We start from the raw sequence: 26,082 nt of genomic DNA on the forward strand, positions 1-26,082 counted from the left end.
GCGGGAATCGCCGGCTCGATGTCACGGGGTAGGCGGTGGACTGTCGCCGAAATCCTGGGTAATTCGCAGGACCAGGCCGGGTTCCAGTTCGGCTAGCGTCGGAAGCGGAGTCAGCCACGACCCAAGGATGAATGCCTGCGCGTAGAGGTGTCGGCCCGCCGGTAATCCCACGACATGAGCGATCTCCGCAAGCGTCTCGGCACGCCGGTCCGGTTCAGCGATCGTGGCGGCCACGGCTTCCGCTCGTTGTGGGTCGTGGGAGGCGATGGCCACGGCAATCGCCGCCAAGGCACGGTCCTGACCACCGAAATCCGGCTCAACGCGGCGCGCGAGCCGTTCTGCCCGTACGCTGTCGCCCCGGGCCGCAGCCAGTCGCGCGATTTCGGTCAGCTCTGCTGAGCCAAGGTTCAAATGGTGGGAGTTGATGACGTTCTCGGCACGGTCGCAGTAGCCGGCCGCAGCCAATTCGCGGGCTATCTCAGCCAAGATGTCCCGCGCATTTCCCGAGTGAGTCATTGTGACCGCGATCCGAAGGGCGAAGTCGACATCATTGGCAGCGACGAGAGCACCTGCAACATCCATCAAAGCCGATGTCTTATGACGCCCGTGCGGAGAGGAAGCAATTTCCCCGGCGGCTCTTGCGGCCAACTCCCGGCCACGCGACTGATCGCCCGCCAACGCCAGCGCCTTGGCCGCCAGGGCCATGGCTCGGGTCCGTCGGTGACGGGCGATGACGGTCCGGGCTGCTTCCTCGGCCATGCGCGCCATGCTGAGGGCACGGTCCGGGCGCGCTACCGGGACGACCGCAACGAATGCGCTCACCCGATCGGCCGGATCGGGTATGCGGCCGACGATCGTCTGCGCGTACTCGCAGTCGCCGGCCAGCGCAGCCGCTCGGGCGGCAGCGGTCAACGCCTGCGCCTGCTGGGACGCCGCCGGGATGGTCAGTGCGGCCCGCTCAGCTGCCCGGGCCAACGTCGCGGCGCGCGTACGTTCACCTGTTCCCGCCACGGTCTCGGCAATCGCCGCGAGGGTCAGCGCTCGCCGGTGAACCGCGGGGATCGTCCCTGCGATGCGCGCCGCCCGGTCGGGGTCACCGGCGGCGGCTGTGGCGACCTCCGACAGTGCCTGGATCCGCCCATCCGGAGTGGCCACTGCGCTGGCGATCCGTTCCGCCCGGTCGGGGTCACCCGCGATGGCCACTGCCCGGGCGAGGGCCGCCAGCGTCGCGGCATCCCGGGTGGAACTCGAGATGCCGCGAGCGATCCGCTCGGCCTGCATGGCCAGGTTCCGGGCGCGCTCGTGGTCCTCGGCCGCAGCGGCCAGGGCAATCGCCGCAAACGCCTGCGCTTGCTCACCTGGCTGGCTCAGGCCAAGGGCCACCTCTTCAGCTCCGCCCGGGTCGCCAGCAGTTACCGCCGCCGATTCCAGCGGCGCTACGCCCGCCCCGCCAGAGCCAACGAGGGCCGTACGGATGCGGGAAACAACCTCGATCGTCTGTGACCGGAGGCTACGGACCGTCACGGCGGCGGCGATCAATTCCGCCTGGTCGATGGCGCCCGCGATGGCGATCGTGCGCGCGATCTCCGCCAGTGTGTCGTCACGGCGGGTATATCTGGGTACCTCGATGGCCGCCCGCCGCGCGGCCTGGGCCCACCTGTCCGCCTCCGCCCGATCATCTGCGGCCATCATCGCACCGGTGACCTCGGCGAACGCCCTCGCTTGCCCAGCGGGATCGGTGACCGTGAGCGCCACCTGGGCGGCATCGGTGGCCCATCGGGCGGCACTGTCCCGGTCGCCAGCGACCGCGCAGGCCCGGGCTGTCTCCGCCAGGGCCTGCACCTGCTTGTTCTTGTTCGGGATGCTGTGCGCGAGTGATTCGGCGCGGACCGGTTGACCGAGCCTCGCCCACAGCGCTGGCAGGTTGGGCGGAATAGCGGCGTTACGCGCCTGGAGGGCAGCCCGGTGGCGGGAAAGTCGCGCCAGCGCTGCCAGATCCGGCTCCGGCCGGGCCATGATGAGACTCTGTGCCTCGAGAATCTCGTTCAGCACAGCGGCGTCTCCGCCACTGAGATCGAGCATCCGGTCCTGCCTGGCGGGATCGGTCGCCAGTGCGACCAGCCGATCGATCTCGCCGATCTCGGCAAGCATTCGTGGGTAGTCCCGCAGCAGGTATTCGGGGGTGTGTGGCGGCCACGGTGTGCCGCCGTCGCGACCGCGATAGGTGTCAGCCCACGCATGCAGCCGCTCGCGGTACGCGGCAAGGCGGTGCGCGCCGAGATAATCGACGGCGGTCCGCTGGAGTTCCTCGTGACCAAGCAGGTAGACCTCGTCGGCTTCGGCCGACCACACGCCGCCTCGGCGGGTGAAGGTCCGACCGGCCACGGTATGGAGGACGTCCTCGACGGTCAGCAGCTCCGCACCGGCGAGTTCACGCAGATCGGCCTGGGAAAGACCGCCGCGCGAGGCGGTCAGTAGACCGAGCAGATCCCGCTCGACGTCCGACCCCTTCAAGATGCGGCGAAGTTCGGCCCGGCTGAGCCGCCCCTTGTCGTCGGCGTGCCGTGACGCGTCAAGCCGGCAGATGATCGTCGGATCGCGCAACGGATGTGAGCCCGGCACGTCGGCGGGAAGGGGCGGATTCGGTCGGCCCGCGACGATGACCCGCATGCCGTGCGGCGGGTCAGCCGGCAGCAGCCCGGCGATGCTGTTGGCGTACGGGCTGAGGGAGGTGTCGCGCTCCTCATCCAGGCCATCGACGATAAGGACAAGCCTCCCACCGGCCGCCTGCCGCTCCGCTGCCGCCTCGCGAAGCAGCGTGAGCATCAGAATTTCCCGTGTGCCGTCGTCCGTCACCGCCGGAAGATCCTTGCCGGTCAGCGAGCACAGCTGGCCGAGTACGGCCTTGGTGAACGACTCACGGGTGTCCTGCCCGGCCTGCCAGGCGGTGATGAAGAACGACACGAGCTGCACACCAGCGGCGGTCAGCGCGGCCGGTGGGTGCAACACGAACGTCGACAGCAGCGCGGATTTGCCGGCCCACGCTCCAGCGCGCCACCAGGCGTACGGTCCCCGGTCGGGCTCGGTGCAGAAGGCTGTCAGCTCGGCCAGCTCAGCGTCGCGGTCAAGTAACTCCGGAGGCACGATGCGTCGCACCTGTTCCAGGTAGACCGGTTGCGCCGCCCGCCGGGCGTCCAGCCGAGTGAACTGGAAAACATTTGTCGTGATCGGCGCGGAGTTGTCCCCACCCACCGAGACGGCGCCATCGCCCACTGCTTGCGGCGCGGCCGGTCGGCGTCTGCCCAGAATCACGACTGCTGGCTCCACGAGGGTCAAGCGTGCGGCAGCGGGTCTTCGAGCCTATGTGATGCCGTCCACCAGGGACACCGCCACCGCGCCAGCTCAACCGACTGAACCGCGTTCCTATACTGATTACAGCCGTCGGAGGAAGGTCGCCATGGCGCACAGGGGTCGTCGCTGGTTGTGGGCCGGACGGCTCGTCTGCCTCCTGCTGGTGGGCGGGCTGGCCACGTATCTGATGTCGGCGGGCCTGGACAAGGCCGACAAGGTCGCGAGTGGCATTGGCGCGGTGGTGGCACTGCTGGCGCTGCTCGCGCCGTATCTCATCCCTGCCGGTCGCATTGACGATGCCCCCGATGTACGCGCCAGCGGGGCTGGCGCGGTGGCGATCGGCGGGACGAACACCGGCCCGGTGATCGCCGAGGCCACGGGCGCCAGCCCAGCTGCGGAGCCGGCTACGGACGGTGGGGTGAGCGCGAGCGGGCCGGCCTCCGTGGCTGTCGGCGGGAAGAACACCGCGCTGATCCGTACCAGGTTCACCGGTCGGCACCAAACTGGGCGAGCACCTGGAGAAATCACGAATCCGGACCGGTGCTCACGTACCGGCTCCGAGCTGCCGGATCCGTAGGTTCCTCAGCCGCGAGGCCCGACCCGTGGTGATCGGCGATCGCGTGGTGGGAAGGCGCACCGTGAAGCGGGCGCCCCAGGACGGATGGCCCTCGGCCTCGATCGTGCCGTGGTGGCTCGTGACGACCTCCTGGAGCAGGGCGAGGCCCAGGCCGAAGCGGCGGTCTCCGGAGCCCGCGCCGCGGTGGAACCGGTCGAAGATCCGCCGGGCGTCCGCCTGGTCGAAACCTTCCCCGGTGTCGGCGATCACGAGTTCCGCGAACTTGTCGACGGCCCGGAGCGTCACGTTGATTCGGCCTCCTGCGGGGGTGTGCGCCAGCGCGTTCGCGAGTAGTTCGCAAACGACCCGGCGCAGGGCCGACTCGACACCCGGCACCGGCAGTGGGTCGCCGGGGATGTCCAGGGTGAGGGTGACCTGGCGCTCGGCGGCGCGTTCGGTCTCGGCGGCGGCCGTCGTCCCGATCAGCGAGGTGAGGTCGACAGGCGGATCTGGTGTCCGGTCGGCGGGTGCGGCGGCGAGCCGGGCCGAGAGCAGCAGGTCGTCGACGATCTCGCCGAGTCGGCGGGTGGTGGCGACCAGTCGTTCGAGGTCGTCCAGGTTCGTGGCGGTGCCGTCGTGGTGTGCCCGCCGGGCGATCAACTGGGCTCGGGTGTGCACCTGGGCGATCGGCGTGCGCAGTTCGTGGCTGGCGTCCGCGACGAAGCGGCGCTGTCGGGTCAGTGCCTCCGCGAGCGGTGCGACGGCTCGACGGCCGACGAGCACACCGGTAAGCATGGCAGCCAGCAGCCCGACCGCCGCCGCGAGGCTGAACGCGAGCAGTAGGTGCTGGCGGTCGGACAGCTGGAAACGGGCGTCGAACACCGCCTGGACCACACCGTCACCACGGGCCTCGGTGCGCACGTGGTAGGTCGTGCCGTTACGCGCGACCGTGGTGATCTCGGTGGTCCGGGTGGCCGCCACGGTATTCAGCGCATCCCGCAACGGGAAGCCCGGTGGCGGCGGGTTGGTGCCGGTGTGCACGGTGGTGCCGTCGTACTGGAAGATCCAGCTACAGGCGGGCGGGCCGGCGATCGTGCCGTGTTCGGTGCCCCATTTCAGCTCGCGCTGGATCTGCGCCTCCTGGCTGCGGACCAGGACCGCGTACGAGATGGCGCCGGCCAGCAGCAGCAGGGCACCGATGGTCAGGCCGACGAGCAGCCCGATCCGTAACCGGGCCCGTCGGACGATCGCCTGTTCGGCCGCCTCCATCAGAGTGTTCCGAGGCGGTAGCCGAGCCCGTGCACGGTGCGTACCACCGCCCGACCGAGTTTGCGTCGCAGGTAGTAGACGTAGGTATCCACAATCGACGCCGCGGCGGCCTCCTCGAAGACCCGGCGGCGTAGCACGGCCCGTGGATGTACGGTGTTCGGCCGGGCCGCCAGCACCCGCAGCAACTCGAACTCGCGGGCGGACAGCGCCACCCGGGTGCCGTCGGCCAGTACCGCGTCGCGGGGCGCCAGGTCGAGTAGCCCGGCGCCGATGCGTAGCACGTCTGTCGACTCGGATGTGCGTCGGCACAGCGCCCGGACCCGAGCGCTCAGTTCGTCGAGGTCGAAGGGCTTGACCAGATAGTCGTCGGCGCCCGCGTCCAGCCCGGCGATCCGGTCGTCGACAGTGCCGAGCGCGGTGAGCATCAGGGTCCGGGCCGGGATCGCCCGGGCGCGGAGCCGGGTGACCAGGTCGAGACCGTCGAGGGCCGGCAGCATCCGGTCGATGACCATCACGTCGTAGGAACGGGTCAGCCCGAGATGCAGTCCACGCTGGCCGTCGGCGGCCCGGTCGACGAGGTAACCTTCGTGTCCCAGCGTCTCGGTGAGTAACTCCGCCAGGTCCGCGTCGTCCTCGACCAGCAGCAGCCGGTTCGATTTTCCGCCCCGCATGGGTCCACAATCGCATAGATGAGTGCCGATGATAGCAGCAGTAGTTGTCTCTTCAACTATTTGAAATCACCAGCGCGGGCGGGCGGGCGGCACCGGTCCGTCGCGCCTCCCGGCGCTCGATCCAGCTCAGCGTCGGCGTCGTCATCAGCGTGGTGACCAGCGCGACCAGGACCAGCACGGTGAACAGGGAGCGGTTCACGATGCCCGCCTCCAACCCGACGTTCAACGCGATGAGCTGCATCAGGCCACGGGCGTTCATCAGCGCCCCGACCCGCAGTGCGACGCCCGACGGCTCCCCGCGAAGCCGGGCCGCCGCCCAGCAGGCACCGAACTTGCCGACAATCGCCGCCGTCACGCAGGCCAGCGCGAAGAGCAGCACCGGCAGGGAACCGAGCAGTCCGAATTCCGTACGCAGCCCCGAGTAGGTGAAGAACAACGGCAGGAAGAGCGTCGCAGCGACCGGGGTGAGGGTATCCACCACCTTGTCGGTGTTGTCGGTACGGGGCATCACCACGCCGACGGCGAACGCGCCGAAGACCGCGTACAGCCCGATCTCGTCGGTGTACCAGGCGACCAGGAAGAGCAGGGCGACCGTGCCGAGCAGCCGGGCGCGGTCATTGAGGCCGCGGTGGGTCATCAGCGCGGTGGTGATCCCACGCCCGCCGAGCCAGAGCACCAGTCCGAAGATCACCGCCCCACCCGCGGTGACGATCGCGGGACCGGCCCGGCCGGAGGCGAAGGCCAGCACGACCGCCAGCATGATCCAGGCGGCCATGTCGTCGATCGCGCCACTGGCCAGCGAGAGGGTGCCGTGCCGGGTGCCGGCGTGCCCCTTCTCGGTGATGATCCGGGCCAGCATCGGGAACGCGGTGATCGCCAGGGCGACGCCGACGAACGCGGCCGAGACCCCGAGTGACGTCCCGTCGGCCTGGATCGGCACGGCGTCGGCCGTCACCAGGACCAGCAGCACCCCCAGCAACAGCGGCGCGGCGACCCCGGCCAGGGAGATCACTCCGGCGGTACCGACGAGCCCGGCGACCCGATGGGCGCTGAACGCGTACCCGGCCTGGAACATGAACAGCACCAGGCCGACCTGACCGACGACATAGAGGACTGGCAGCAGAGGGGCCGGGAACAGGGCATTCTGTACGTCCGGCAGGAGCAGCCCGAGCAGCGACGGGCCGAGCAGTACGCCGGCGAGCATCTCGCTGACCACGGCCGGCTGGCCCGCCTTGCCGAGTAGCCAGGCGACCCCTTTGCAGAAGATCAGGATCACCGTGACCGCGATGAAGAACCGTGGTGCCAACTCGGTGGGGGTCATCGGACAGACTCCTCGAAGTAGTTGGTGCACAACCTCTTCCGTCGGGCGTCGACCACCATCCAGGTGCCGAACACCAGTTGCCGGAGACTGCGGCCCACGTCGGCCCACCGGTCCCGCAGCCGCATCGCGGCCAGCCGTAGCCGCCCCGGACCGGTGCACCCGGCCGGTGTCAGATAGGCCGGGCCCCGGCTGGGCAGCGACCGGGTATGTGCGGCCGAAGAGGTCAGGACGGAACGGCGCAGCACCTCACGGGTCGCGGCGCGCATCATCACCGGCGCGATCCCACGCGCCGGACAGGCCCGGTTCGCGGCGATCCCGTACGGGATGAAGTGCGCGTCGCCGCGCTTGAGCGTCAGCCACCGGTCCGGGTCGAACCGGTCGTCGCCGGCGGCTCCCCCTCGGTGGAACGCCAGATAGTTGAAGAGCAGCACCGATCCGGCCGGGAGGGACACCCCCGTGGGCAGCGTGATCGGCGCCGACGTGATCCGGTGCGCGACACCGAAGAGCGGATACACCCGCAGCGTCTCGTCGATGACCCGGTCCAGCGCGGCGTCATCGTCGAGACCACGCTGTAGTTCGGGATGCGTGGCGAGGGCCAACAACACGTGCGCCATCGCCTCGGACATCTGCACGACCGCCGTGTTGAAGAACGCGCCCTGGAGGTACCAGGCCGTTTCCTGAGCGGAGAACGGCGGCGGCAACGTCACCGGACACGTTCCCGCCTCGACCCGCTCGCGCAGATATCCGGTCAACCGCTCGCGCCGATCCATGTGCCGCAGCCCGGTGCACTTCAGGGCGGTGACCACGTCGTCCGCGTTGGCGACGATCAACGCCCGGGCGGTGGGCGTACCCACCTCGTCGAAAACCAACTCGTGGTAGACCTCGGCCCACACCGGCATCATCAGGTCGCGCAGCCGGACGTGGCTGATCCGGTCGGTCGGCAACTGGTCAAGCACCCGCCGGGTGGCGGCGGTCGCGAGCGCGTCCGCGCGTTCTCGCCGGATGGCGAGTACCCGCCTGGTGGTGGCGGCCACCATCCGGTAGCGCTCCCCAGGCTCCAGATGTTCCTGGTGCATGTGCGGCCCGGGTGCCAGCCAGTACCAGAACAGGTCCGACAAGCCGGCCCCCCGGCTGCGTCCGTCGGCCGCCGGATCGGCGTACACCCGCTCGAAATGTTCCATGCCGACGGTGGGACCCGGCACCGGAATGCCCTCGACGCCGTTGACTCTGGCGAAGACCCACTCCCGGAGCCGGACGACGGCCGACGGCAGCCAGTACGGGACGGTCCAGGCCGCGCCGCCCACCGCCAGGACGGTCAGCACGGTAAACGTGCTCATCCGGATGCCGCCGTGGCGACGAGGTCGCCGCTCAGGTCACCCGGCCCGGCGGCGCCGGCCAACGCCAGCGCCCGGTCCAGGTCGGCCCGCAGCAGGTCGAGCACGTGCCGTACCCCGGCGACGCCGCCCACCGCGAGCCCCCAGAGCACCGGACGCCCGACCAGCACCGCGCTCGCGCCAAGCGCCAGCGCCACAAGTACGTCCGTTCCTCGGCGGATGCCACCGTCGAGCAGCACCGGCAGCCGGCCCTCGACGGCCGCCACGATCCCGGGCAACGCATCCAGGGTGGCGACCACTCCGTCGAGCTGCCGGCCCCCGTGGTTGGAGACCACCACACCGTCGACACCGTGCGCGACGGCCAGCCGGGCGTCGGCCGGATGCAACACTCCCTTGAGCAGGATCGGCAGCGTCGTCAGCTCACGCAGCCAGGCGATTCGCTCCCAGTCCAGCCCGGCGTCCATCTCGATGTCGCGGAGCCGGCCGCTCGGGTCGCGCATGTTCTCGCAGGCCAGTCCGGGCGGCAGGTCGACGAAGCGGTGCCGCAGATCGCGTTCCCGCCGACCGAACACCGGCGAGTCGACCGTGACGACCAGGGCACGGCAGCCGGCGGCCTCGGCCCGCCGTACCAGGGCCGAGGTGAACCCGAGATCCGACTGTGGATAGAGCTGGAACCAGAGCGGCCCGCCGGCTGCGGCGATCTCCTCGACCGACCGGGTGGCCGCCATGCTGACCACCATGATCGTGCCGGCCTCGGCGGCGGCCCGCGCGGTGGCCACCTCTCCCTCGCAGTGGGCCAGCCGGTGGAAGGCGGTCGGCGCGATCAGCACCGGCATCGACAGTCGACTGCCGAGAAGCGAGATCCGCAGGTCGCGTACCGGCACCCCGCGCAGGATCCGGGGCAGCACCCAGCACCTGCCGAAGGCCTCCTCGTTGGCGCGGAGCGTACGCTCGTCGCCGGCCCCGCCAGCGAAGAAGTCCCAGTGCACCGGGTCCAGGCGACGCCGCGCGCCGTCGGCCACGTCGGCCAGGTTCAGTGCCGCGTCGTCCAGCCCGAGCATCTCAGTGCTCGACACTGCTCAGGCAGCGGCCGAGGAACGCGGTGAGCGGCGCGACGTGGACATCCGGCCGGTCCCATTGGTTCTCCAGGTTCTCCGCTAGGTGGTGGGTGGCGACGACCTGCCCGGCCCGGTGGTGACGGACGACCGGGTGCAGGTAGGCGGCGGCGTGGGCCTGACCGACGACGTTCTGGGCCACCCGGGCGACCGTGATGTCGAACGGATCCACCTGGTCGTGGTCGGGGCCGTACTCCAGGGTCACGACGAAGGCGTGCCGGTAGTCGTGGTCGGCGGTGCGCAGGCCGGTCTGGGCGAAGTATTCGACCGGTACCTCGTCGTGGTAGCGCGCGTCCGGCCCGGCCACGGTGACCACGTCGCCGAGGAAGCTGAACTGCTGCCACAGGGCGGAGGTGCGGTTGACCCGGGCGACGATGGCCTCGGCGATCGACTCCGCGGTGGCGTCCAGCTTCTCCGACGGCCACGGCGTCTCGTAGTACCGTCGTTCGAGGATTTTGTGCAGGGCCCGTACGCCGTACCGAAAGCCGTGGATGAAGCCACTTGTCGAGCGTTTGAAGTCGCGTTCCTGAGAGATGGTGCCGGCAAAGTACAGGTCTGTCACGTTCACCGACTCCCACTGCGGGGTCTGGGCCGGAAAGCGGTCCTTGATCGCGAGTTCCGGACGGCAGCTGTCGTCGAAAATCGACGGGTCGAAGGCGAATCCGGTGCAGGCGAGCACCCGGTCGTACCAGAGTTCCTTGATCACCTCGTCCGCCCGGGAGAACGCGAACGTCACCTTGAAGCCGGTGCCGTCGCGCTCGATCCGGCTGATGGTGCCGTCCAGGATCGCGTTCGCCGACTTCAGCTGGTAGGTGTCCAGGAAGTTGTTGTTGACCGCGCGCAGATGCCCCACGTAATGGGTCCGCCAGGCCATCCGGATCGAACTCGGGCCGGCGAGGTGGATAAGTGTGGTGGTCTCCATCAGGTTCTCCGCGGTTTCGAACGCGGAGTTTCCCTTGCCGATGATCAGCACCTTCTGGTCGAGGTAGTCGCGCGGGTCGACGGACATGTCCGCGTACTGTTCCGCGAGTTCCAGGCCCGCAATCTCCGGAAGGTACGGCCTGGAGACACCGGTGGCGACGATCAGCCGCCGCGCCCGGAAGGTCTGCCCGGCCCGCACCTCGAACAGCCCGTCCACCTTGGCCACCGACGTCACCGGCGAGTTGTACCGAACCTTCACCCCTGTCTTCGCGGCGAAGTCCGCCAGGTAGCGGACCATCACGTCGGCGTGCGGGAAATACCGTTCCGTGTACCCGGTGAACCGCAACGCCGGATCGTCGCTGAGCAGCGAGTTCCAGTCCAACCGCAGGTTCACCTCGGGGTCGTCCGAGCCGGTGTGCGGCTTGTTGATGGAGATCAGTTGGCGGTGCCGGGGGTAGCGGGCGAAGAAGGCCCCCGGAATGCCCGCGCGCTCCAGCACCAGGTAGTCGCGCTTACCGTCGGCCTCCAGCAGGGCGGCGAGTTGCAGCCCGGCCGGCCCGGCTCCGATGATCAGGTAGTCAAGCGTCACAGCGGCCACCCCACGGCAGAGATCGAAGAGACATCGAAATTCGCGATGACATCGGCGGCGCGCCGTACGTCACCGTCCAACGGCCGGTCCGGGTCGACCGGTGGTACGCCCGCAGCCACCGCGGCCAGCACCTCGGCGCAGCCGGGCGCGGTCGGCGGACGCGCACCCACGTACGCGGCCTGGCGCAGCCCCACCGCGAGCGACCCGACCAGCAGGTGCAGCAGCCGGGCCTGGTCCAGCGCCCGCAGCGCGGCCTGGGTGCCGAGCGGGATGACATCCTGGTTGTGCAGGTTGGTCGGCAGGCTCTGCATGCTCGCCGGTACGGCGTCGCGGCGGATCTCGGCGACAAGCGCGGTCGACGCCAGTTGCACGCCCTGGAGACCGTGCTGCTGTCCCGGTCCGGCGGCCAGCATCGGCGGCAGACCGCCGTTGCGGTTCGGGTCGACGAGCAGGTCGAGTTGCCGTTCGGCGAGGTTGCCCACCTGCGCCACGACCATCGACAGCAGGTCGGCGGCGAACGCGGCCGGCTGCCCGAAGAAGTTGCCGCCGTGCACGACGAGATCCTCGTCGGGGAAGAACAACGGATTGTCGCTGACGCTGTCGAGGTCGGCCGTGACGACGGAGTCGACGTAGCGCAGCGCGTCCTCGGCCGCGCCGAGCAGCTGCGGTGCGCAGCGGATGCTGTACGGCTCCTGAAGCGGACGCTTGCCGGAGGCCACGAGTCCAGCGCTGACCCGGCGCATCTGCGCGCCCACGTCGATCGCGCCCGGATGGCCGTACGCCCGCAGCAGCCGGGCATCGAGAAACTGCGGGTCACTGCCGAGCAGATCGGCGAGCAGGCAGGTGAGCAGCTGGACCGCCCGGTGCGAGGCGCGTGCCGAGTCCAACGCGAGCGCCGCCGCCGCAGTGGTAAGCGACGTGCCGTTGACAAGCGCCAGGGCATCCCGGCCGTCCAGGGGCAGCGGTTCCAGACCCGCCCACGCCAACGCCTGGGCCGCGGGCAGCCGTACCCCGTCGAGATAGGCGTACCCGCGGCCACGTAGGGCCTGGGTGGCCGCGCCGAGCGGGATCAGGTCGCCGCTGGCCCCGACCGAACCGAGCCGGGGCACGGCGGGAACGAACGTGGTCGCGAGCATCGCCGTGAGGGCGTCGATGACGTGCGGAGACGCCCCCGAGGCGCCCCGGGCCAGCGACCGGGCCCGGATCAGCATGGTCGCGCGGACGACCTCCGGTTTGAGGTCCGGGCCCTGCCCCGCACCGAGGTGAGCGAGCGTGTTGTCGGCCTGATCGCGCAGCTCGGCCCGTCCCGGATACCCCACCAGAGCGCCGAAGCCGGTGGTGGCGCCGTACACCGCGCGGTCGTCGCCGAGCACCTCGGACAGGAACGTGCGGGCGGCAGCGACCCGGTCCCGGACCTCCGGCCCGACCACGACCTTGACCGGGTCGCGAGCGGCAGTCAGGTCGGCGATCCGCAGCGGGACCGCGAGATCTACCTCTCTCGTCATGCGACCGCACCCTAGAGACGGAATCTCAGAACGCTTTGAGATCGGGCCGTTACGTTGCGCCACATGACGCTCGATTACCTGATCATCGGAGCCGGACCGGCTGGGCTCCAGCTCGCCGCCCTGCTGGAGCGCGACGGTCGTGACTATCTGGTGCTGGAGGCCGGAGCGGCACCGGGCACCTTCTTCGCCACCTATCCCCGGCACCGGCAGCTCATCTCGATCAACAAGATCTGGACCGGTTCCGAGGATCCGGAGTTCAACCTCCGCGCCGACTGGAACTCGTTGCTCACCGACGACCCGGCGCTGCTGTTCAAGAACTACAGTCGGCGCTACTTCCCCGACGCGGCCGACCTGGTGCGATACCTCGCCGACTTCGCCCGCGGCCTGCGGGTCAGGTACCACACCCGGGTCACCCGGGTAGCCCGCGACGGGGAACTGTTCACCGTCGCCACCGCCGACGACACCCTTACCGCCCACCGGGTCGTGGTCGCCACCGGCGTCTCCCAGCTGTACGTTCCGCCGATCGAGGGCGCCGAACTCGCCGAACGGTACGACACCGTAAGCGTCGACCCGGACGACTTCGTCAACCAGCGCGTGCTGATCATCGGCAAGGGCAACTCGGCGTTCGAGACCGCCGACGCTCTGGTCGAGACCGCTGCGGTCATCCATGTCGCCGGCCCACACTCGATCAAGCTGGCCTGGCAGTCCCACTACGTCGGGCACCTGCGCGCGGTGAACAACAACTTCCTCGACACGTACCAGCTCAAGTCGCAGAACGCGGTGCTCGACGGCACCGTCGAACGGATCACCCGGCGCGGCGACGGCGGCTACCGGATCGACTTCCGATACGCCCGCACCGTCGAGTCGATCCGGCACCTCGACTACGACCGGATCATCCTCTGCACCGGGTTCCGGTTCGACGCGAGCATCTTCGATGCGTCAGCCAGGCCGCGACTGGTGTTCAACGACCGCTTTCCGGAACAGACCTCGGCGTACGAGTCGGTGAACGTCCCGGGCCTGCACTTCGCCGGCACCCTCACCCAGCAGCGCGACTTCAAGCGCTCGACAAGTGGGTTCATCCACGGCTTCCGGTACGGTGTGCGCGCCCTGCACCGGATTCTCAACGCCCGCCACCACGACTCGCCGTGGCCGTGCACGCCGCTGGACAGCACTCCGGAGGCGATCGCCGACGCGATCATCGCCCGGCTCAACCGGACCTCGGCGCTGTGGCAGCAGTTCGCGGTCCTCGGCGACGTCGTCACCATCTCCGGTGACACCGCGCTCTACCACGAGGAGGTGCCGGTCGACTACCTGCGCGACGGCGGCCTCGGGCCCGAGCCGTTCGCCTTCGTGGCCACCCTGGAGTACGGACCGGACCACGACCAGGTCGACCCCTTCGACATCACGGTCCCCCGGATCGCCGAGAACGACGCCGAACACGCGCACGATGCCAGCTACCTGCATCCGGTCGTGCGGGTCCACCGTGGCGGCCGGGTCGTCGCGGTACACCATCTCGCGGAAAACCTCGAGAACCACTGGGATCTTCCCGTCGTACACCAGCAGCCGCTCGTACTCTTCATCAAGGGCGTCCTGTCCGATGCCGGCTGAGATCTGGCCACAGCCCGTCCTGGACCTGCTCGCCACCGGCGGCGACCGGCCGGTCTTCTGCGACGGCGACCGGACGGTCACCGCGGCGCAGATGTCCGGGCTGGTCTGCCGGATCGCCGCCGGGCTGCGCGCCGCCGGGGCCGGACCCGGCGTCGGGGTGGCCCTGCGGCTCGGTGTCACCGCCGAGGCATTCGCCACGATCATCGCGGCCTTCGCGGTCGGCGCCCGGGTCTCCGGGATCCGCCCCGACCTGCCCCGGACGCAACTCGCCCACCAACTCGGCGACAACGCACTGCTCGTCGACGACACCCGAGTCGCCGAACTGGCGGCGACAATCGACCACACGACCACGCTTGTCGCCGCCGGGCGGCCGAGCGATGTCGCCCGGATCACCTGGACCAGCGGCAGCACCGGCAACCCGAAGGGCTGCGCACAGACGTACGCGGCGATGAGTGCGGCCTGGGCCCCGTACCCGGACCGCTGGCCCCCGGCGGTCGCCGATCTCGCCACCCGGCTTCAGCGCTTTCTCGTCTTCGGCTCGCTGAGCAGCCAGGTGATGCTGGAGTACGCCATCCTCGCCCTGACCGCAGGGGGCACCCTGATCGCGGACCACTCCCCCGGGTTTCCTGCAATGATCAGCCGGAACCGGGCGACCGCGAGTGTGATCACCGTTGGCAAACTGCACCAACTCGTCCAGGACCAGCGCACCGATCCGACCGACCTGAGCAGCCTACGGGCGCTTCTGGTCTCCGGCTCCCCGCTCGCACCGGGCCGGCTCGCCGAGGCGCTCGACGTGCTCGGCCCCGTGATCTTCCACGGCTACGGCCAGACCGAAACCGGCATGATCACGATGCTGACGCCGGCCGAGATGCTTGCGGTCCCGGCCACGCTCGCCTCGGTCGGCCGACCACCCCCGGTGACCGAGCTGTCCATCCGGGACGCCGACGGCCAGCCCGCCACGGAGGGAGAACTCTTCGTGCGGACACCGGCGCAGGCCGCCGCGTACTGGGCGGATCCGGCCGAAACCGCCGATGTGTTCGTCGACGGCTGGGTCCGCACCCGCGACCTGGCCCGGCTGGACAACGACGGCTACCTGCACCTGCTCGGCCGGATCCGGGACGTCATCATCGTGCACGCAAACCTGGTGTACGCCGGCCCGATCGAGCGAGTTCTCGCCGCTGACCCCATGGTTGCCGAGGCGTACGTCGTCGGCCGTCCCGATGACGTCACCGGGGAGGCGGTGCACGCCTACCTGGTGCCGGCCGCCGGTCGCGCACCGGATGCCGGACGGCTGCGTACCCTGGTGGCGCAGGCGCTGGGGGAACCGTCGGTGCCGCAGACGATCCAGGTGATCGACCGGGTCCCGGTGGGGCCGAGCGGCAAGCCGGACAAGCGCGCCCTGGCGCGCAGCTCCGCGCTCATGCAGGCCCGCACACTCCTAGCTGGACCAGATGCGTCAACTGGCTAGGCAGCGATGGCCGGGTCCGCGTTCCCGACGCGACATTCGCGCCATCGAATTCCGGTGCCCCGTTTCGTCGTCGCCAGATGCTCGGCGCCTCTCTGGTCCGGATGCCCGGACACAGAGAGGCGCCGTTGGTTCGGTAGGGCCGGTGGCATCGGACCCGCGCGGTGCCGATGCCCGCCGTGCGCGGCGCTAGTAACCGTAGATCATCTTGTAGGCCACCTCGGGGAGGAACTGCCCGGCGCTGGTCCCGCCGCCGACTCCGCAGTTGCCGTCGGACTCACCCGGCGTCTTGAGCCACAGCAGCATTTCCGCGCCGCCGCCCGTCCGGCTGGGGGTGCCGATCCTGCGACCGCCGGGGTTGCACCATTGGCCGTTGGAGCCGTTGCCGTTGCGACTGGTGTCGATCACGTACGGCTTGCTGTAACCGAACCTCTGTAGCGCGGCGGCGACCTGGTTGCCGTAGTTGGTGTTCTCACCGGTGGTGAAGTAGTTCGAGACGTTCAGCGCGAAGCCGCGCGCGTTTGCCACGCCGGCCATGTTGAGCCGCTGCGCCATCGTCTGGGCGTCGACCCAGCGGGGATTGCCGGCGTCGATGTAGGTCCAGGTGTTGGGCGCCTTGGACCGGAACTGGCCGACGGCGCGGGAGAGCATGCCCACCCGCTCGTTGATCTGCGCCTGGCTCATGCAGTTGAAGTCGCCGAGGGAGTCCGGTTCGAGGACCACCACGGCGGGACGGCTGCCGATGGCGGCGGCGAAAGAGGCGATCCATGAGTCGTACGCGCCGACGCTGCCGGCGCCACCACCGGAGTGGCCGCCGCACGCGTCCCGGCCGGGAAGGTTGTAGGCCACCAGCAGCGGCAGCTTGTCAACCGCGTCTGCGGCTCCCACATAGCCCCGGACCGCGCCTGCGATGTCGCCACTCCAGTTGCCGAACCATCTGGCCATCGGCTTCTGCGCGATCTCGGTGCGGATGGCGGCGGCGCGTCCGTCGCCCGGGTTTGCCGCCGCCCACGCCGCCGGACTCGAGTTGGGGTCGACGTAGAAGCCGCTGGTCTGGCTGATCGGATTCGCGTGCGCAGCTGGTGCCCCGAGCAGGATCGCGGGAACCGCCAACGCCAGCGCGGCGGCAAGTCCCCAGGGGCGGGTCCGTCGTCTCATGAACAGTCTCCTCCGGGAAAAACTGGAAGCGCTTCCAGCGATATTCGTCCATGGGTTTCGGTCCGATAATCGGAAAGTGTCGGGCAGATGTCAAGTGGGGCCGACCTTGCGGCAGGGCTGATCTTCCAGCTTTCTGGGACCGCTTCCAGCCTGCCCGGGCGACTGTGGGCCACCTCGACGCCGTCGAGGCCGGCCGATACGATCGGTAAGCGACAAACGGCCGGTGGTAGCGGCTGCCCGACGTCGGACGGGAAGGACTCGGCATCGCGATGGCAGCGCAGAAGCCTCGGCGGCAACCGACCCTCGACGAGGTGGCCGAACGCGCCGGCGTGTCACGTTCCGCCGCGTCCCGGGTCATCAACAAGGCGCCGCATGTCAGCCGCGCCACGCGCGATGCCGTGGAGCGCGCCATCAAGGAGCTGGGCTATCTGCCCAACCGCACCGCCCGTGCGCTGGCCACCCAACAGACGGGGATCGTCGCGCTCGCGGTCTCCCATGACGATCCCGAGTTGTTCGCCGACCCGTTCTTTGCCCAGGTCATCGTCGGCGTGTCCGCAGTGCTCGAGGAGACCGACCTGCACCTGCTGCTGTGCCTTGCCAGCTCCGGCCGGGGCCGGTCCCGGTTGACCAACCTGCTGCACACGCGCGGCGTCGACGGCATCATGCTGATGGCGCTGCACGGCGACGATCCGCTGACCCACATCGTGCGTCGGGCCGGCCTGCCCGCGGTGTACGGCGGCCGGCCATTGAATTTCGAGCCACAGTGGTACGTCGACTCCGACAACCTCGGCGGCGCGCGACTTGCCACCGAACATCTCATCGGCCTCGGCCGAACCCGGATCGTCACCATCACCGGCCCGATGTCGACCGACGTCGGCCGCGCTCGCCACCGCGGCTACCAGGAAGCAATGATCATGGCTGGGCTGACCCCGTACGCGACGGCAGAAGGCGACTTCACCGAGACCGGCGGTGCCGCAGCGATGAAATCATTGCTTGACAGCCATCCCGATCTCGACGCCGTCTTCGCCGCCAGCGACGACACGGCGGCGGGCGCCCTGCGCGTCCTCATCGACTCCGGTCGGTCCGTGCCAGCCGACGTGGCAGTGGTGGGCTTCGACGACCTCGGCACCGCCGAACGAACCGATCCGCCGTTGACCACCGTCCACCAGTCGGTCCAAGCCCTGGGCAAGGAAATGACCCGGATGCTCGTCGGACTCATCGCGGGGCACGAACCCTCGTCCATCATCCTGCCCACGAAGTTGGTGCTCCGCGACTCGGCATGATCCGCGACCCAAACTCATACCCCGGAGACGGCCGACGTTCGGCGCGCGGGCAGCGCCATCCCCTGCGCCGCCGGCCCGCCGCAACGTTCAGGAGCAGACCCTCGTCCAGGAACGCAGGAAAGCCGCCCCGGGCCATGGTCAACGGAGCCGCCGGTTGCGAAACTGCTTCAAGCTGCGTCAGCACCGGCAATCGAGACTCTTGACGCATTGGGCCACCATGCATGCCGGCCAGGCGACACCGCGTACCCGATCGGTGGGGCCTGACCGCTACCCCACGCAGGCCCGCCATCGGCACGACCCGGACGGAGGAAGGAATGTCCAGCGCCCCGCTGTCCCTGCCGCAGCCATCCGCGCGGGCACCCGAGTTCGGCCGGGACGCGCTCATCGTCTGCGAGAACCTGGTGCGGATCTACCAGACCGGCTCGATCGAGGTGCAGGCACTGCAGGGACTGGACCTAGCCGTGGAGAGCGGTGAGCTGGTCGCCGTCGTCGGTGCCTCCGGATCGGGCAAGTCGACGCTGCTCGCCATCTTGGCCGGCATCGACGCCCCCACCGCCGGGCGGGTCCGGGTCGACCGGTGGAATCTGCTGGCGATGTCCCGCGCGGACCGGGTGGACTACCGGCGGCACACCGTCGGGTTCGTACGGCAGCAGACCGCGAGCAACCTGATCCCTTACCTGAGCGCCCGGGAGATGGTGGACCTGCCGATGACGGCGGCCCGTATCGCGAAGCGGGAGCGCCGGGAGCGCGCGGCCGAGTTGCTGGACAGCCTCGGTGTCGCCGACTGCGCCGATCGACGCCCCGGGCAACTCTCCGGAGGGCAGCAGATGCGGGTCGCGATCGCGGTGGCGCTGGCCAACCAGCCGCGGGTCCTGCTCGCCGACGAGCCGACCGGCGAGCTGGACGCCGCCACGTCCGCGGAGGTCTTCGGCGTGCTGCGGGACGTCAACCGGCGGTACGGCGTCACCGTTGTCGTGGTGACCCACGACCCGGAGGTGAGCGGCCAGGTCGAACGGACCGTCGCGATCCGGGATGGACGCACCAGCAGCGAGGTGCTGCGCCGCACCACCACCGACGCGGAGGGCGACACGCAGCTGATCGCCGAGGAGTACGCCGTGATGGACCGGGCCGGGCGGGTGCAGGTGCCCCGCGACTTCCGCCAGGCGCTGGCGCTGACCCGACGGGTCCGGCTGGCCCTGGAACCCGACCACATCACGATCCGCTCCGACTCGGGAAGCGGCTGATGAGCAGCGAACCGCTGCTGCGCGTGCGCGACGTGCACCGGCGCTTCCGCACCGGGCCGACCGTCGTACACGCCCTGCGCGGCGTGTCGTTCGACGTGGCCGCCGGTTCCATGGTGGCGCTCGTCGGCCGGTCCGGCTCGGGCAAGACGACCCTGCTCAACACCATCGGCGGCCTGGATCGCCCGGACGCCGGCACGGTGCACGTCGACGGCACCGCCGTCACCGCGCTCGACGAGGACGGCCTGGCCCGGCTGCGGCGCGAGAAGGTGTCGTACGTCTTCCAGAGCTTCGGGTTGATCCCGGTGTTGTCGGCCGCGGAGAACGTCGCCGCCCCGCTGCGGCTGGCCCGTGTCGCCCCGGCCGAACGCGAGCGGCGCGTCGAGTTGCTGCTGGAGCTGGTCGGCCTGGCCGACCACGCCCGGCAGCGGCCGGCTGAGCTGTCCGGCGGCCAGCAGCAGCGGGTGGCGATCGCCCGCGCGCTGGCCGCCTCGCCCCGGCTACTGATCGCCGACGAGCCCACCGGCCAGCTCGACGCGGAGACCGGCCTGTCGGTGATGGCCCTGCTGCGCGGGGTGGTCGAATCCGAAGGCGTCACCGCACTCGTGTCCACCCACGACCCGGTGATGATGGCACTGGCCGACCGGGTGATCCGCATCCACGACGGGCACCTCGACGAAGAGGCAGCCGGGCAACCCGACGAGTCCGTGCCGGACGCCAGGTGACACGCCGATGCTGAGGCTGGTCGGCCGGCGCGCCCGCGCGCAGTGGCCGTTGCTGGCGGCCCTCATCGGGGTCGTCACGGTCGGCGCGACCCTGCTGGGCACCTGCACCCTGCTGAGCACCCGCACCGCCGAGCGGGCGCTGGAGGTCGCCATGGCCCGCGCCGCCCCCGCCGCCGTCGACGTGACCGTCTACACCGGCACCGTCGAGGGCCCCGACGCGCTGTCCGTCGCCGCCGACACCCACACCGTGGTGGCCGCCGCGCTCGCACCGTTCCCGGTGACCACGACCGCGCGGGCGTCGACGGTGCTGCGGGCGCTGCCGCCCGCGCTCGCCCCGGGCACCACCGTCGGAGCCCAGGCGTACCTGTCCGGGCTGGACGATCTGCCGGCCCGGGCCGAGCTGGTCACCGGACGCTGGCCGCACGACCGTGGTGACGCTGTGGTGCTGGAGTCCACCGCCCAGCTGCTCGGCCTCACCCCCGGTCGCCGGGTACGCCTCGGCGCCGAACTGGCCCACCCGCCCGTCCCGGCCATCGACGTGACCGTCGTCGGTGTGGTACGCCCGTTGCCGGGGCGCGGCTGGGACCGCGACCGGCTGGCTGCGGCCGGCTCCGCGACCGACTACCAGGACGGCCACTTCCGGCAACCGGTCAACGCCTACGGCCCGTTCCTCGTCGACCTCGCCGACCTGCTCAGCACCGGCGCCACCATCAACCGGATGGAGGTCACCGCTACTCCGGACCTGTCCCACACCAACCGCCGCGACCTGGAGACCGTGGCCGGGGCCGTCCGCAGTGCCGACCGACGGCTGGCCGGCACCCTCGGCGACCGCGTCCGGCTCGCACGTGTCGCCTCCGACCTGCCGCTGACCCTGCGGTCCGCCGACGACCAACGGCACGTCACCGCCGCCGTGGTGCTCGCCATCGCCGTCCTCGGCGGTGTCCTGACCGCGACGGCACTCGTCCTCGCCGGCCGGCTGACCGCAGGCATACGCGCCGACGAGACCGCCCTGCGGTCCGCCCTCGGCACCAGCCGCCGCCAACTCGCCGCCACCGCCACACTCGAGGCCGGGCTCGTCGCCGCCGTCGCCGCCGCGCTCGCGATACCGGCCTCGTCGGCCCTGCACGCCGGTCTGACCCACCTGCCGCCGCTGGACGGCGCCGGCCTGACCGCCCGACCGGCCATCACCGGTGCCCAGGTCCTCGCGGTCGCTGGCGGCGCGCTGGTACTCGCCGCTGTCCTCACCATCCTGGCGGCCCGGCCCGGCCCGGCAGCCGGCGACCGGCGCACGCGCCGCGAACTGCTCGCCCGATCCGGCACCGACCTGCTGCTCGCGGTATTCGCCGCCGCCGCATGGTGGCAGTTGTACGCGCAGCCCACCGCCGCCAGCCCACGCGCCGACGCGGTCCGGGTGCTCGCGCCGGCGCTGCTGCTCACCGCAGGTGCCGCCCTGGCGCTGCGGGTGGTGGTGCCTGCCCTGCGCGGCGCCGACCGGCTGGCGTACCGCGCCCGTGGGCTGGCGCTACCACTGGTGGTCGCCGAGGCCGCCCGCCGGCACCAGGCGGTCGCCGCCGGGCTGCTCGTCGGGCTGGCCTGCGCAGCCGCAACCTTCGGCCTCGCCTTCGACACCACGTGGCACCAGTCGCAGCGCGACCAGGCGGCGCTTTCCGTCGGCACCGACCTGACACTCACCCTCAGCACGGCGCCGGTCGCCGGAGACGGCGCGGTCGTCGGCGCGGCCACCGCGGGGACCGTGAGTCCAGCCCTCGACCGTGGTACCGCCGTCGGTCAGTGGCTCGGCACCGCCGGTGATGCGCCGCGCCTGATCGCCGTCGACACCACCCGCGCCGAGGCGCTGCTACGCGGGCGACTCGACCGCGACCGCACCTGGACGGACGTGGGAGCGAGGCTCGCCCCACCGACCCGCGTCACCGGCCTCACCGTTGCCGCTGGCGCCCCGCTCGTGCTGAGCGGAACCACGACCGGTGACACCTCGCTCGCCGTGACGCCCCAGCTGCTGCTGCAGGACGCCACCGGCCTGCGCATACCCTGTACCGGTCCGCCCGTGCCGCTCGACGGCCGGGAGCACCGCATGCCCGAGTGCGCGACCGGGCACGGACTGCGCCTCGTCGCAGTGTCTTTGCCGGTCGCGGCCGGGCCGGATGCCGGGTCCTCGGTCGGCGGACGCACCGCCATCGCCGTCACCCTCACCGTGCCGCCCGCCGGATCCGCGGACGGATCCGCGGACGGATCGGACTGGACCGCCACGTCCGCGCCGCCGGTCCCGAGCAAGGTGAGCGACCCGAGCGTCGTGGTCTCCGCGACGCCGACGGGGGCGGCGCTGCGGATGGCGGCAACCGTCGACCTCGGCGGCGCCCCGGACGCCGCCCACACCCTCGTCGCCACCGCCTTCCCGGACCCCGGCCCGGTGCCCGTCGCCGTCTCCGCCCGCTTCGCCAGCGAGGTCGGTGCCGAGGGCGGCAGCCAGCTCAGCGTCACGGTCGGTACCACGCCCGTCCCGATCGTCGTCACCGAGGTCGTGCCGACCGTACCGTCCGCCCCCGGCGCCGTCGCCATCCTGGCCGACCTGGACACGCTGTCTCGCGCCCGCGCCGTCGCCGGCGACCTGACGTTCCCGGTCGACGCCTGGTGGGTCGGCCACCCAACCGGTCCCGGTGTCGCCGAGCGGGCCACCGCCCTGCACCTGGGCACCGTCACGACCCGCGAGGCGGAGACCGCCCGTCTCATCGGCGGCCCGCTGCACGCCGGGCTGCCGGCCGCGCTCCGGCTCATCGTCCCGGCTGCGGCCCTGCTGCTGCTCGCCGGCGTCGTCCTGCACGTGACCTGCGATCTACAGGTCCGCGCCGTCGAGGTAGCACGGCTGCGCGGCCTGGGGATGTCCCGGCGCGGCATCCGGGCCGTGCTGCTCGGCCAGCACGTCGGCGTTCTGCTGCCCCTGCTCGCGGCGGGCACGGCCGTCGGCGCGCTCGCCACCCGCATCGTCGCTCCCCTGCTCGTACGCTCCGACACCGGCGCCGCGCCCGTCCCGGCCGCCCAGCCACACTGGCCGTGGCCAGCCGAGGCCGCGCTGCTCGCCGTACTGCTGGTCGGATGCCTGCTGGCGGTCGCCGTTGTGGTCACCGTCCAGGTCCGCCGGGCCGACGCCGCGCACCTGCGGGTGACGCCGTGAACCGGTGGCTGACCCGCCGGTGGCCGGCACCGCACTGGCCCAGCGTCCGCGGCCGTGGCCGTACCGACGCCGGACCGTTGCTGCTCACCGCCGCCGTCATCGCCGCCGTCGCGCTGCTCGCCGGGGCCGTGCCGGCGCTGCTACGTGCCGCCGCCGACAACGCCGTCCAGGACACGATCCGCCGCGCCGGCCACGGCTCGAACGTCCTCGTCCACGCCAACTGGGAACGCGACGACGGCCCGACCGGCGGGCGGATCCGGATATCCCGCCTCGCCGAGGACGTCGAAGACTTCCGCGCCCGGGCGGTGCACGCACTCGGGCCCGACCTGGACGCCGCGCTGCTCCCGCCCATCGCCGTGGTCAACGGCCCGATCCTCAGCATCACCGACGGCAGCGTGCCGCGTACCTTCCAGCTCACCTACCTGGCCGGTGACCTTGGCGGCCCGGAGTTGACCTGGATCGCCGGCAGCGCGCCCGGCCCCACGATCCCCGAACCGTCCATCGAGATCCCCGCCGACGGACCGCCCTGGCCGGTGCAGGTCGGCCTCTCCGAGGCGGACGCCGCCGCACTCGACCTCGGCCCCGGCGATCGGATCCCGGTCCAGGACGGCCAGGGCCGCGACAAAGACGTCCGGATCAGCGGGATCTACCGACCCGCGGACAGCGCCGACCCCGCCTGGCGACTCGCCCCGGCGCTACTGCGCCCCGTGCCCGGCGCCGACGGCGTGGGCACCACCCGGTTCGCCGGCCTGCTGTCGGGCGAGTCGCTGCCGGACGCCCGGCTCGCCTTCGACGAGGACCAACTGCGGCGCACCGTCCACTTCGCTCCCGAACCCGACGCGCTCACCTGGGACGCCACCGCGACGCTCGCCAGCCAGGTGGTCAAGCTCAAGGCAACCTCCGGCTCATCAGGCGTCCGCGACCAGTCCCTGAAGTGGGAATCGCAGCTCGACACCGTCCTGCGCGCCGCCCGTACCCAGATCAGCGCCGCGTCCGCACAGGCCGCCGTCCTGCTCGCCGGGGTCCTGACGGCCACGGTACTGGTCCTGCTGCTCGCCGCCGACCTGCTGGTCCGTCGCCGAACTCCGGCGCTGAGCGCCGCCCGGCAGCGTGGTGCGGCGCTACCCGACCTCGGTGCGGAACTGCTCATCGAGTCCATCGTGGTGTCGCTGTCGGCCGCTGCCGTCGGGCTCGCGCTCGCCCGCGCGGTAGCTCCGGGCGTCTGCTGGGCCTGGACCGTTCCCGTGGTCCTGGCCGGTGCCGTCGCCGGGCCGGCGTTCGGCACCCTCGCCGCGGCCCGCGCCAGCCGCGACCGGCGCCAACCCGCCAACCCGGCCGCGCGGCGCTGGATCCTGGCCACCGGCCAGCTGCGCCGCGCCGCCGTGGAGGCCGCTGTTCTGATCGCCGCGGTGGCTGCCTTCGCCACCCTGCACCAGCGCGGGCTGCTGCCCGCCGACGGCGACACCGGTGAGCTGACCGGCGACCTGCTCCTACCGATCAGCGCCGTCGCACTGGGCGTGCTCGCCGGCGCGCTCGTCCTGCTGCGGCTGCTGCCCGTCGGGGTGCGGATCGCGCTCCGACAGGCCCTGCGCTCACGCCGCTCGCTTGCCGTGTTCGGCGCCGCCCGGGCCGTCGCAACGGCCGGACGCGTGCTGCCGCTGCTGGTTCTGGTCAGCGCCACGGCGCTCGTGTCGTTCGCGCTTGTCGTCGGCACCACCATCGCCCGGGGTCTGGCCGACGGCGCGTGGAACAGCGTCGGCGCCGACGCCCGCCTCGACGTCAGCACCGACGCCGAGGCCGCGACGCCCGCGCTCGCCGAGCGCATCGCCGCCGCGCCCGGGGTAGGACAGGTCGTCGTCGGGCAGGTGACCGACTCGGCGCGCGTCTTCACCGAATCGACACTGCTCACTCCGCGCCTGGTCGTCGTGGACGCCGCCGCGTTCCAGCGCCTGCTGGCCACCACCCCGCTGCCCGACGCGCCGGCGCTGGCCCGGCTCACGGCACCCGGTCCTGGTCCCGTGGCCGTTCCCGCGCTGGTCCGATCGAGCGACGGCGACCTGCGGACCGGCACGCGGCTACAGCTGACCCGGGACGGCGCCCCGGCGATCCGTCTCACCGTGGTCGGTACCGCTCCCGCCGTTGGTGGCGCCAGCGATGTCGTCATCGTGGACGCCGCGGCCCTCGCCGACGCAGGGCTGCCCGCCGTTCCCAATACCGTCTGGGTGACCGGCCCCGGCGCGGCGCGGGCCGTGTCGAACAGCGGCGTCGCCGCCGACGTCGTGCTGCGCGCGGACGTCCTGCGGGCACAGCGAGTGGCTCCGCTGACCGCAGGGATACTACGGCTGGCGTGGACGGCCGCCGTGGTGTTGCTGGCGCTGGGGCTGCTCGGCCTCACGCTCGCCGCCGCCGCCGGTGCGTCGGAGCGGTGGCAGACCCTGACCCGGCTGCGGACCCTCGGCCTGCGGCGCCGCGACGTCCGCTGGGTCGCTGCCGGCGAGCTGCTGCCGCCGGTCGTGGTCGCCGCGATGTGCGGCCCGCTGCTCGGGGCCCTGCTCGCCCGCCTGACGCTCGGCCCGCTCGAGCTACGGCTGCTCACCGGTCAAGCCGCCGAGCCGGCGGTGGTTCTGCCGTGGTGGCTGCTCGCCCTGGTGAGCGTGGCGCTGCTGGGGGCGGCTGCGACGGTCGTACCTGTCGAGTCGGCGTTGCGCCGCCGCGACCGGCTGAGCGAGGTACTCCGCGCCGGTGAGTGACCGGCTCGGGCTCGCGCTCGCGCTCGCGCT

General features: G+C 71.4%; 17 protein-coding genes. 8 read left to right on the top strand and 9 right to left on the bottom strand.

What is annotated here, in order from left to right; genetic code table 11:
• Nucleotides 1-21: 21 nt before the first annotated feature.
• Nucleotides 22-3,312 (bottom strand): hypothetical protein, encoded by a 3,291-nt coding sequence (locus tag QQG74_RS20680; protein ID WP_341716422.1) that lies wholly within the window; start codon nt 3,310-3,312, stop codon nt 22-24.
• A gap of 145 nt (nt 3,313-3,457) precedes the next feature.
• On the opposite strand from QQG74_RS20680, the gene QQG74_RS20685 reads away from it, so the two are divergent.
• Nucleotides 3,458-3,928: a hypothetical protein gene (locus QQG74_RS20685; protein WP_341716423.1), complete on the top strand. Its 471-nt coding sequence runs from the start codon at nt 3,458-3,460 to the stop codon at nt 3,926-3,928.
• Here the strand turns inward: QQG74_RS20685 and QQG74_RS20690 are convergent.
• Genes QQG74_RS20690 through QQG74_RS20720 form a run of 7 tightly spaced genes read right to left on the bottom strand, consistent with a single transcriptional unit; the run spans nt 3,896 to nt 12,632 of the window.
• Nucleotides 3,896-5,176: a HAMP domain-containing sensor histidine kinase gene (locus QQG74_RS20690; protein WP_341716424.1), complete on the bottom strand. Its 1,281-nt coding sequence runs from the start codon at nt 5,174-5,176 to the stop codon at nt 3,896-3,898. The two genes, QQG74_RS20685 and QQG74_RS20690, sit on opposite strands and share 33 nt — an antisense overlap.
• A complete protein-coding gene (locus QQG74_RS20695; protein WP_341716425.1) occupies nt 5,176-5,847 on the bottom strand; it encodes a response regulator transcription factor in 672 nt (223 codons plus the stop codon). Before QQG74_RS20695 ends, QQG74_RS20690 begins: the two co-directional genes overlap by 1 nt.
• Nucleotides 5,848-5,899: 52 nt before the next feature.
• On the bottom strand, nt 5,900-7,168 hold the full coding sequence (locus QQG74_RS20700) for a cation:proton antiporter (protein ID WP_341716426.1): 1,269 nt from the start codon (nt 7,166-7,168) through the stop codon (nt 5,900-5,902).
• Complete coding sequence (locus tag QQG74_RS20705) at nt 7,165-8,505, bottom strand: cytochrome P450 (protein WP_341716427.1); 1,341 nt, start codon at nt 8,503-8,505, stop codon at nt 7,165-7,167. The genes QQG74_RS20700 and QQG74_RS20705 overlap by 4 nt, the downstream gene beginning before the upstream one ends.
• The gene (locus QQG74_RS20710; protein ID WP_341716428.1) at nt 8,502-9,578 is read right to left on the bottom strand and encodes an alpha-hydroxy acid oxidase; all 1,077 of its coding nucleotides are present in this window, start codon (nt 9,576-9,578) and stop codon (nt 8,502-8,504) included. The genes QQG74_RS20705 and QQG74_RS20710 overlap by 4 nt, the downstream gene beginning before the upstream one ends.
• Entirely contained in the window at nt 9,565-11,127 is a 1,563-nt protein-coding gene (locus tag QQG74_RS20715; protein WP_341716429.1) for an NAD(P)-binding domain-containing protein, read from the bottom strand. The genes QQG74_RS20710 and QQG74_RS20715 overlap by 14 nt, the downstream gene beginning before the upstream one ends.
• Nucleotides 11,124-12,632: an aromatic amino acid ammonia-lyase gene (locus QQG74_RS20720; RefSeq protein ID WP_341716430.1), complete on the bottom strand. Its 1,509-nt coding sequence runs from the start codon at nt 12,630-12,632 to the stop codon at nt 11,124-11,126. The genes QQG74_RS20715 and QQG74_RS20720 overlap by 4 nt, the downstream gene beginning before the upstream one ends.
• Before the next feature lie 63 nt (nt 12,633-12,695).
• Here QQG74_RS20720 and QQG74_RS20725 point away from each other — a divergent pair, with 63 nt between their 5' ends.
• Complete coding sequence (locus tag QQG74_RS20725; protein ID WP_341716431.1) at nt 12,696-14,240, top strand: NAD(P)-binding domain-containing protein; 1,545 nt, start codon at nt 12,696-12,698, stop codon at nt 14,238-14,240.
• Entirely contained in the window at nt 14,230-15,708 is a 1,479-nt protein-coding gene (locus QQG74_RS20730) for a fatty acid--CoA ligase family protein (RefSeq protein WP_341716432.1), read from the top strand. The genes QQG74_RS20725 and QQG74_RS20730 overlap by 11 nt, the downstream gene beginning before the upstream one ends.
• Before the next feature lie 186 nt (nt 15,709-15,894).
• Here QQG74_RS20730 and QQG74_RS20735 read toward each other — a convergent pair whose 3' ends face one another.
• Nucleotides 15,895-16,863, bottom strand: coding sequence for a glycoside hydrolase family 6 protein (locus QQG74_RS20735; protein ID WP_341716433.1), 969 nt, complete (start codon nt 16,861-16,863; stop codon nt 15,895-15,897).
• A 269-nt stretch (nt 16,864-17,132) separates the two neighbouring features.
• On the opposite strand from QQG74_RS20735, the gene QQG74_RS20740 reads away from it, so the two are divergent.
• The 5 genes from QQG74_RS20740 to QQG74_RS20760 all read left to right on the top strand — a co-directional run bounded on the left by QQG74_RS20740 (nt 17,133) and on the right by QQG74_RS20760 (nt 26,052).
• The gene (locus QQG74_RS20740; RefSeq protein WP_341716434.1) at nt 17,133-18,146 is read left to right on the top strand and encodes a LacI family DNA-binding transcriptional regulator; all 1,014 of its coding nucleotides are present in this window, start codon (nt 17,133-17,135) and stop codon (nt 18,144-18,146) included.
• Between the two features lie 314 nt (nt 18,147-18,460).
• On the top strand, nt 18,461-19,390 hold the full coding sequence (locus QQG74_RS20745) for an ABC transporter ATP-binding protein (protein ID WP_341716435.1): 930 nt from the start codon (nt 18,461-18,463) through the stop codon (nt 19,388-19,390).
• Nucleotides 19,390-20,112 carry an ABC transporter ATP-binding protein gene (locus QQG74_RS20750; protein ID WP_341716436.1) on the top strand — a complete coding sequence of 241 codons (723 nt, stop codon included), beginning with the start codon at nt 19,390-19,392 and terminating at the stop codon, nt 20,110-20,112. The genes QQG74_RS20745 and QQG74_RS20750 overlap by 1 nt, the downstream gene beginning before the upstream one ends.
• 7 nt (nt 20,113-20,119) lie before the next feature.
• Nucleotides 20,120-23,302, top strand: coding sequence for a permease (locus QQG74_RS20755; RefSeq protein ID WP_341716437.1), 3,183 nt, complete (start codon nt 20,120-20,122; stop codon nt 23,300-23,302).
• Entirely contained in the window at nt 23,299-26,052 is a 2,754-nt protein-coding gene (locus tag QQG74_RS20760) for an FtsX-like permease family protein (RefSeq protein ID WP_341716438.1), read from the top strand. The genes QQG74_RS20755 and QQG74_RS20760 overlap by 4 nt, the downstream gene beginning before the upstream one ends.
• Nucleotides 26,053-26,082 lie beyond the last annotated feature (30 nt).

This window comes from Micromonospora sp. FIMYZ51, assembly GCF_038246755.1.
Classification (GTDB): Bacteria; Actinomycetota; Actinomycetes; order Mycobacteriales; family Micromonosporaceae; genus Micromonospora.

Coding starts and splice junctions, on each gene's coding strand:
- QQG74_RS20725 (WP_341716431.1), top strand. CDS start 12,696: ATGACGCTCGATTACCTGATCATCGGAGCCGGACCGGCTGGGCTCCAG.
- QQG74_RS20685 (WP_341716423.1), top strand. CDS start 3,458: ATGGCGCACAGGGGTCGTCGCTGGTTGTGGGCCGGACGGCTCGTCTGC.
- QQG74_RS20730 (WP_341716432.1), top strand. CDS start 14,230: ATGCCGGCTGAGATCTGGCCACAGCCCGTCCTGGACCTGCTCGCCACC.
- QQG74_RS20695 (WP_341716425.1), bottom strand. CDS start 5,847: ATGCGGGGCGGAAAATCGAACCGGCTGCTGCTGGTCGAGGACGACGCG.
- QQG74_RS20690 (WP_341716424.1), bottom strand. CDS start 5,176: ATGGAGGCGGCCGAACAGGCGATCGTCCGACGGGCCCGGTTACGGATC.
- QQG74_RS20720 (WP_341716430.1), bottom strand. CDS start 12,632: ATGACGAGAGAGGTAGATCTCGCGGTCCCGCTGCGGATCGCCGACCTG.
- QQG74_RS20745 (WP_341716435.1), top strand. CDS start 18,461: ATGTCCAGCGCCCCGCTGTCCCTGCCGCAGCCATCCGCGCGGGCACCC.
- QQG74_RS20705 (WP_341716427.1), bottom strand. CDS start 8,505: ATGAGCACGTTTACCGTGCTGACCGTCCTGGCGGTGGGCGGCGCGGCC.
- QQG74_RS20740 (WP_341716434.1), top strand. CDS start 17,133: ATGGCAGCGCAGAAGCCTCGGCGGCAACCGACCCTCGACGAGGTGGCC.
- QQG74_RS20700 (WP_341716426.1), bottom strand. CDS start 7,168: ATGACCCCCACCGAGTTGGCACCACGGTTCTTCATCGCGGTCACGGTG.
- QQG74_RS20735 (WP_341716433.1), bottom strand. CDS start 16,863: ATGAGACGACGGACCCGCCCCTGGGGACTTGCCGCCGCGCTGGCGTTG.
- QQG74_RS20750 (WP_341716436.1), top strand. CDS start 19,390: ATGAGCAGCGAACCGCTGCTGCGCGTGCGCGACGTGCACCGGCGCTTC.
- QQG74_RS20755 (WP_341716437.1), top strand. CDS start 20,120: ATGCTGAGGCTGGTCGGCCGGCGCGCCCGCGCGCAGTGGCCGTTGCTG.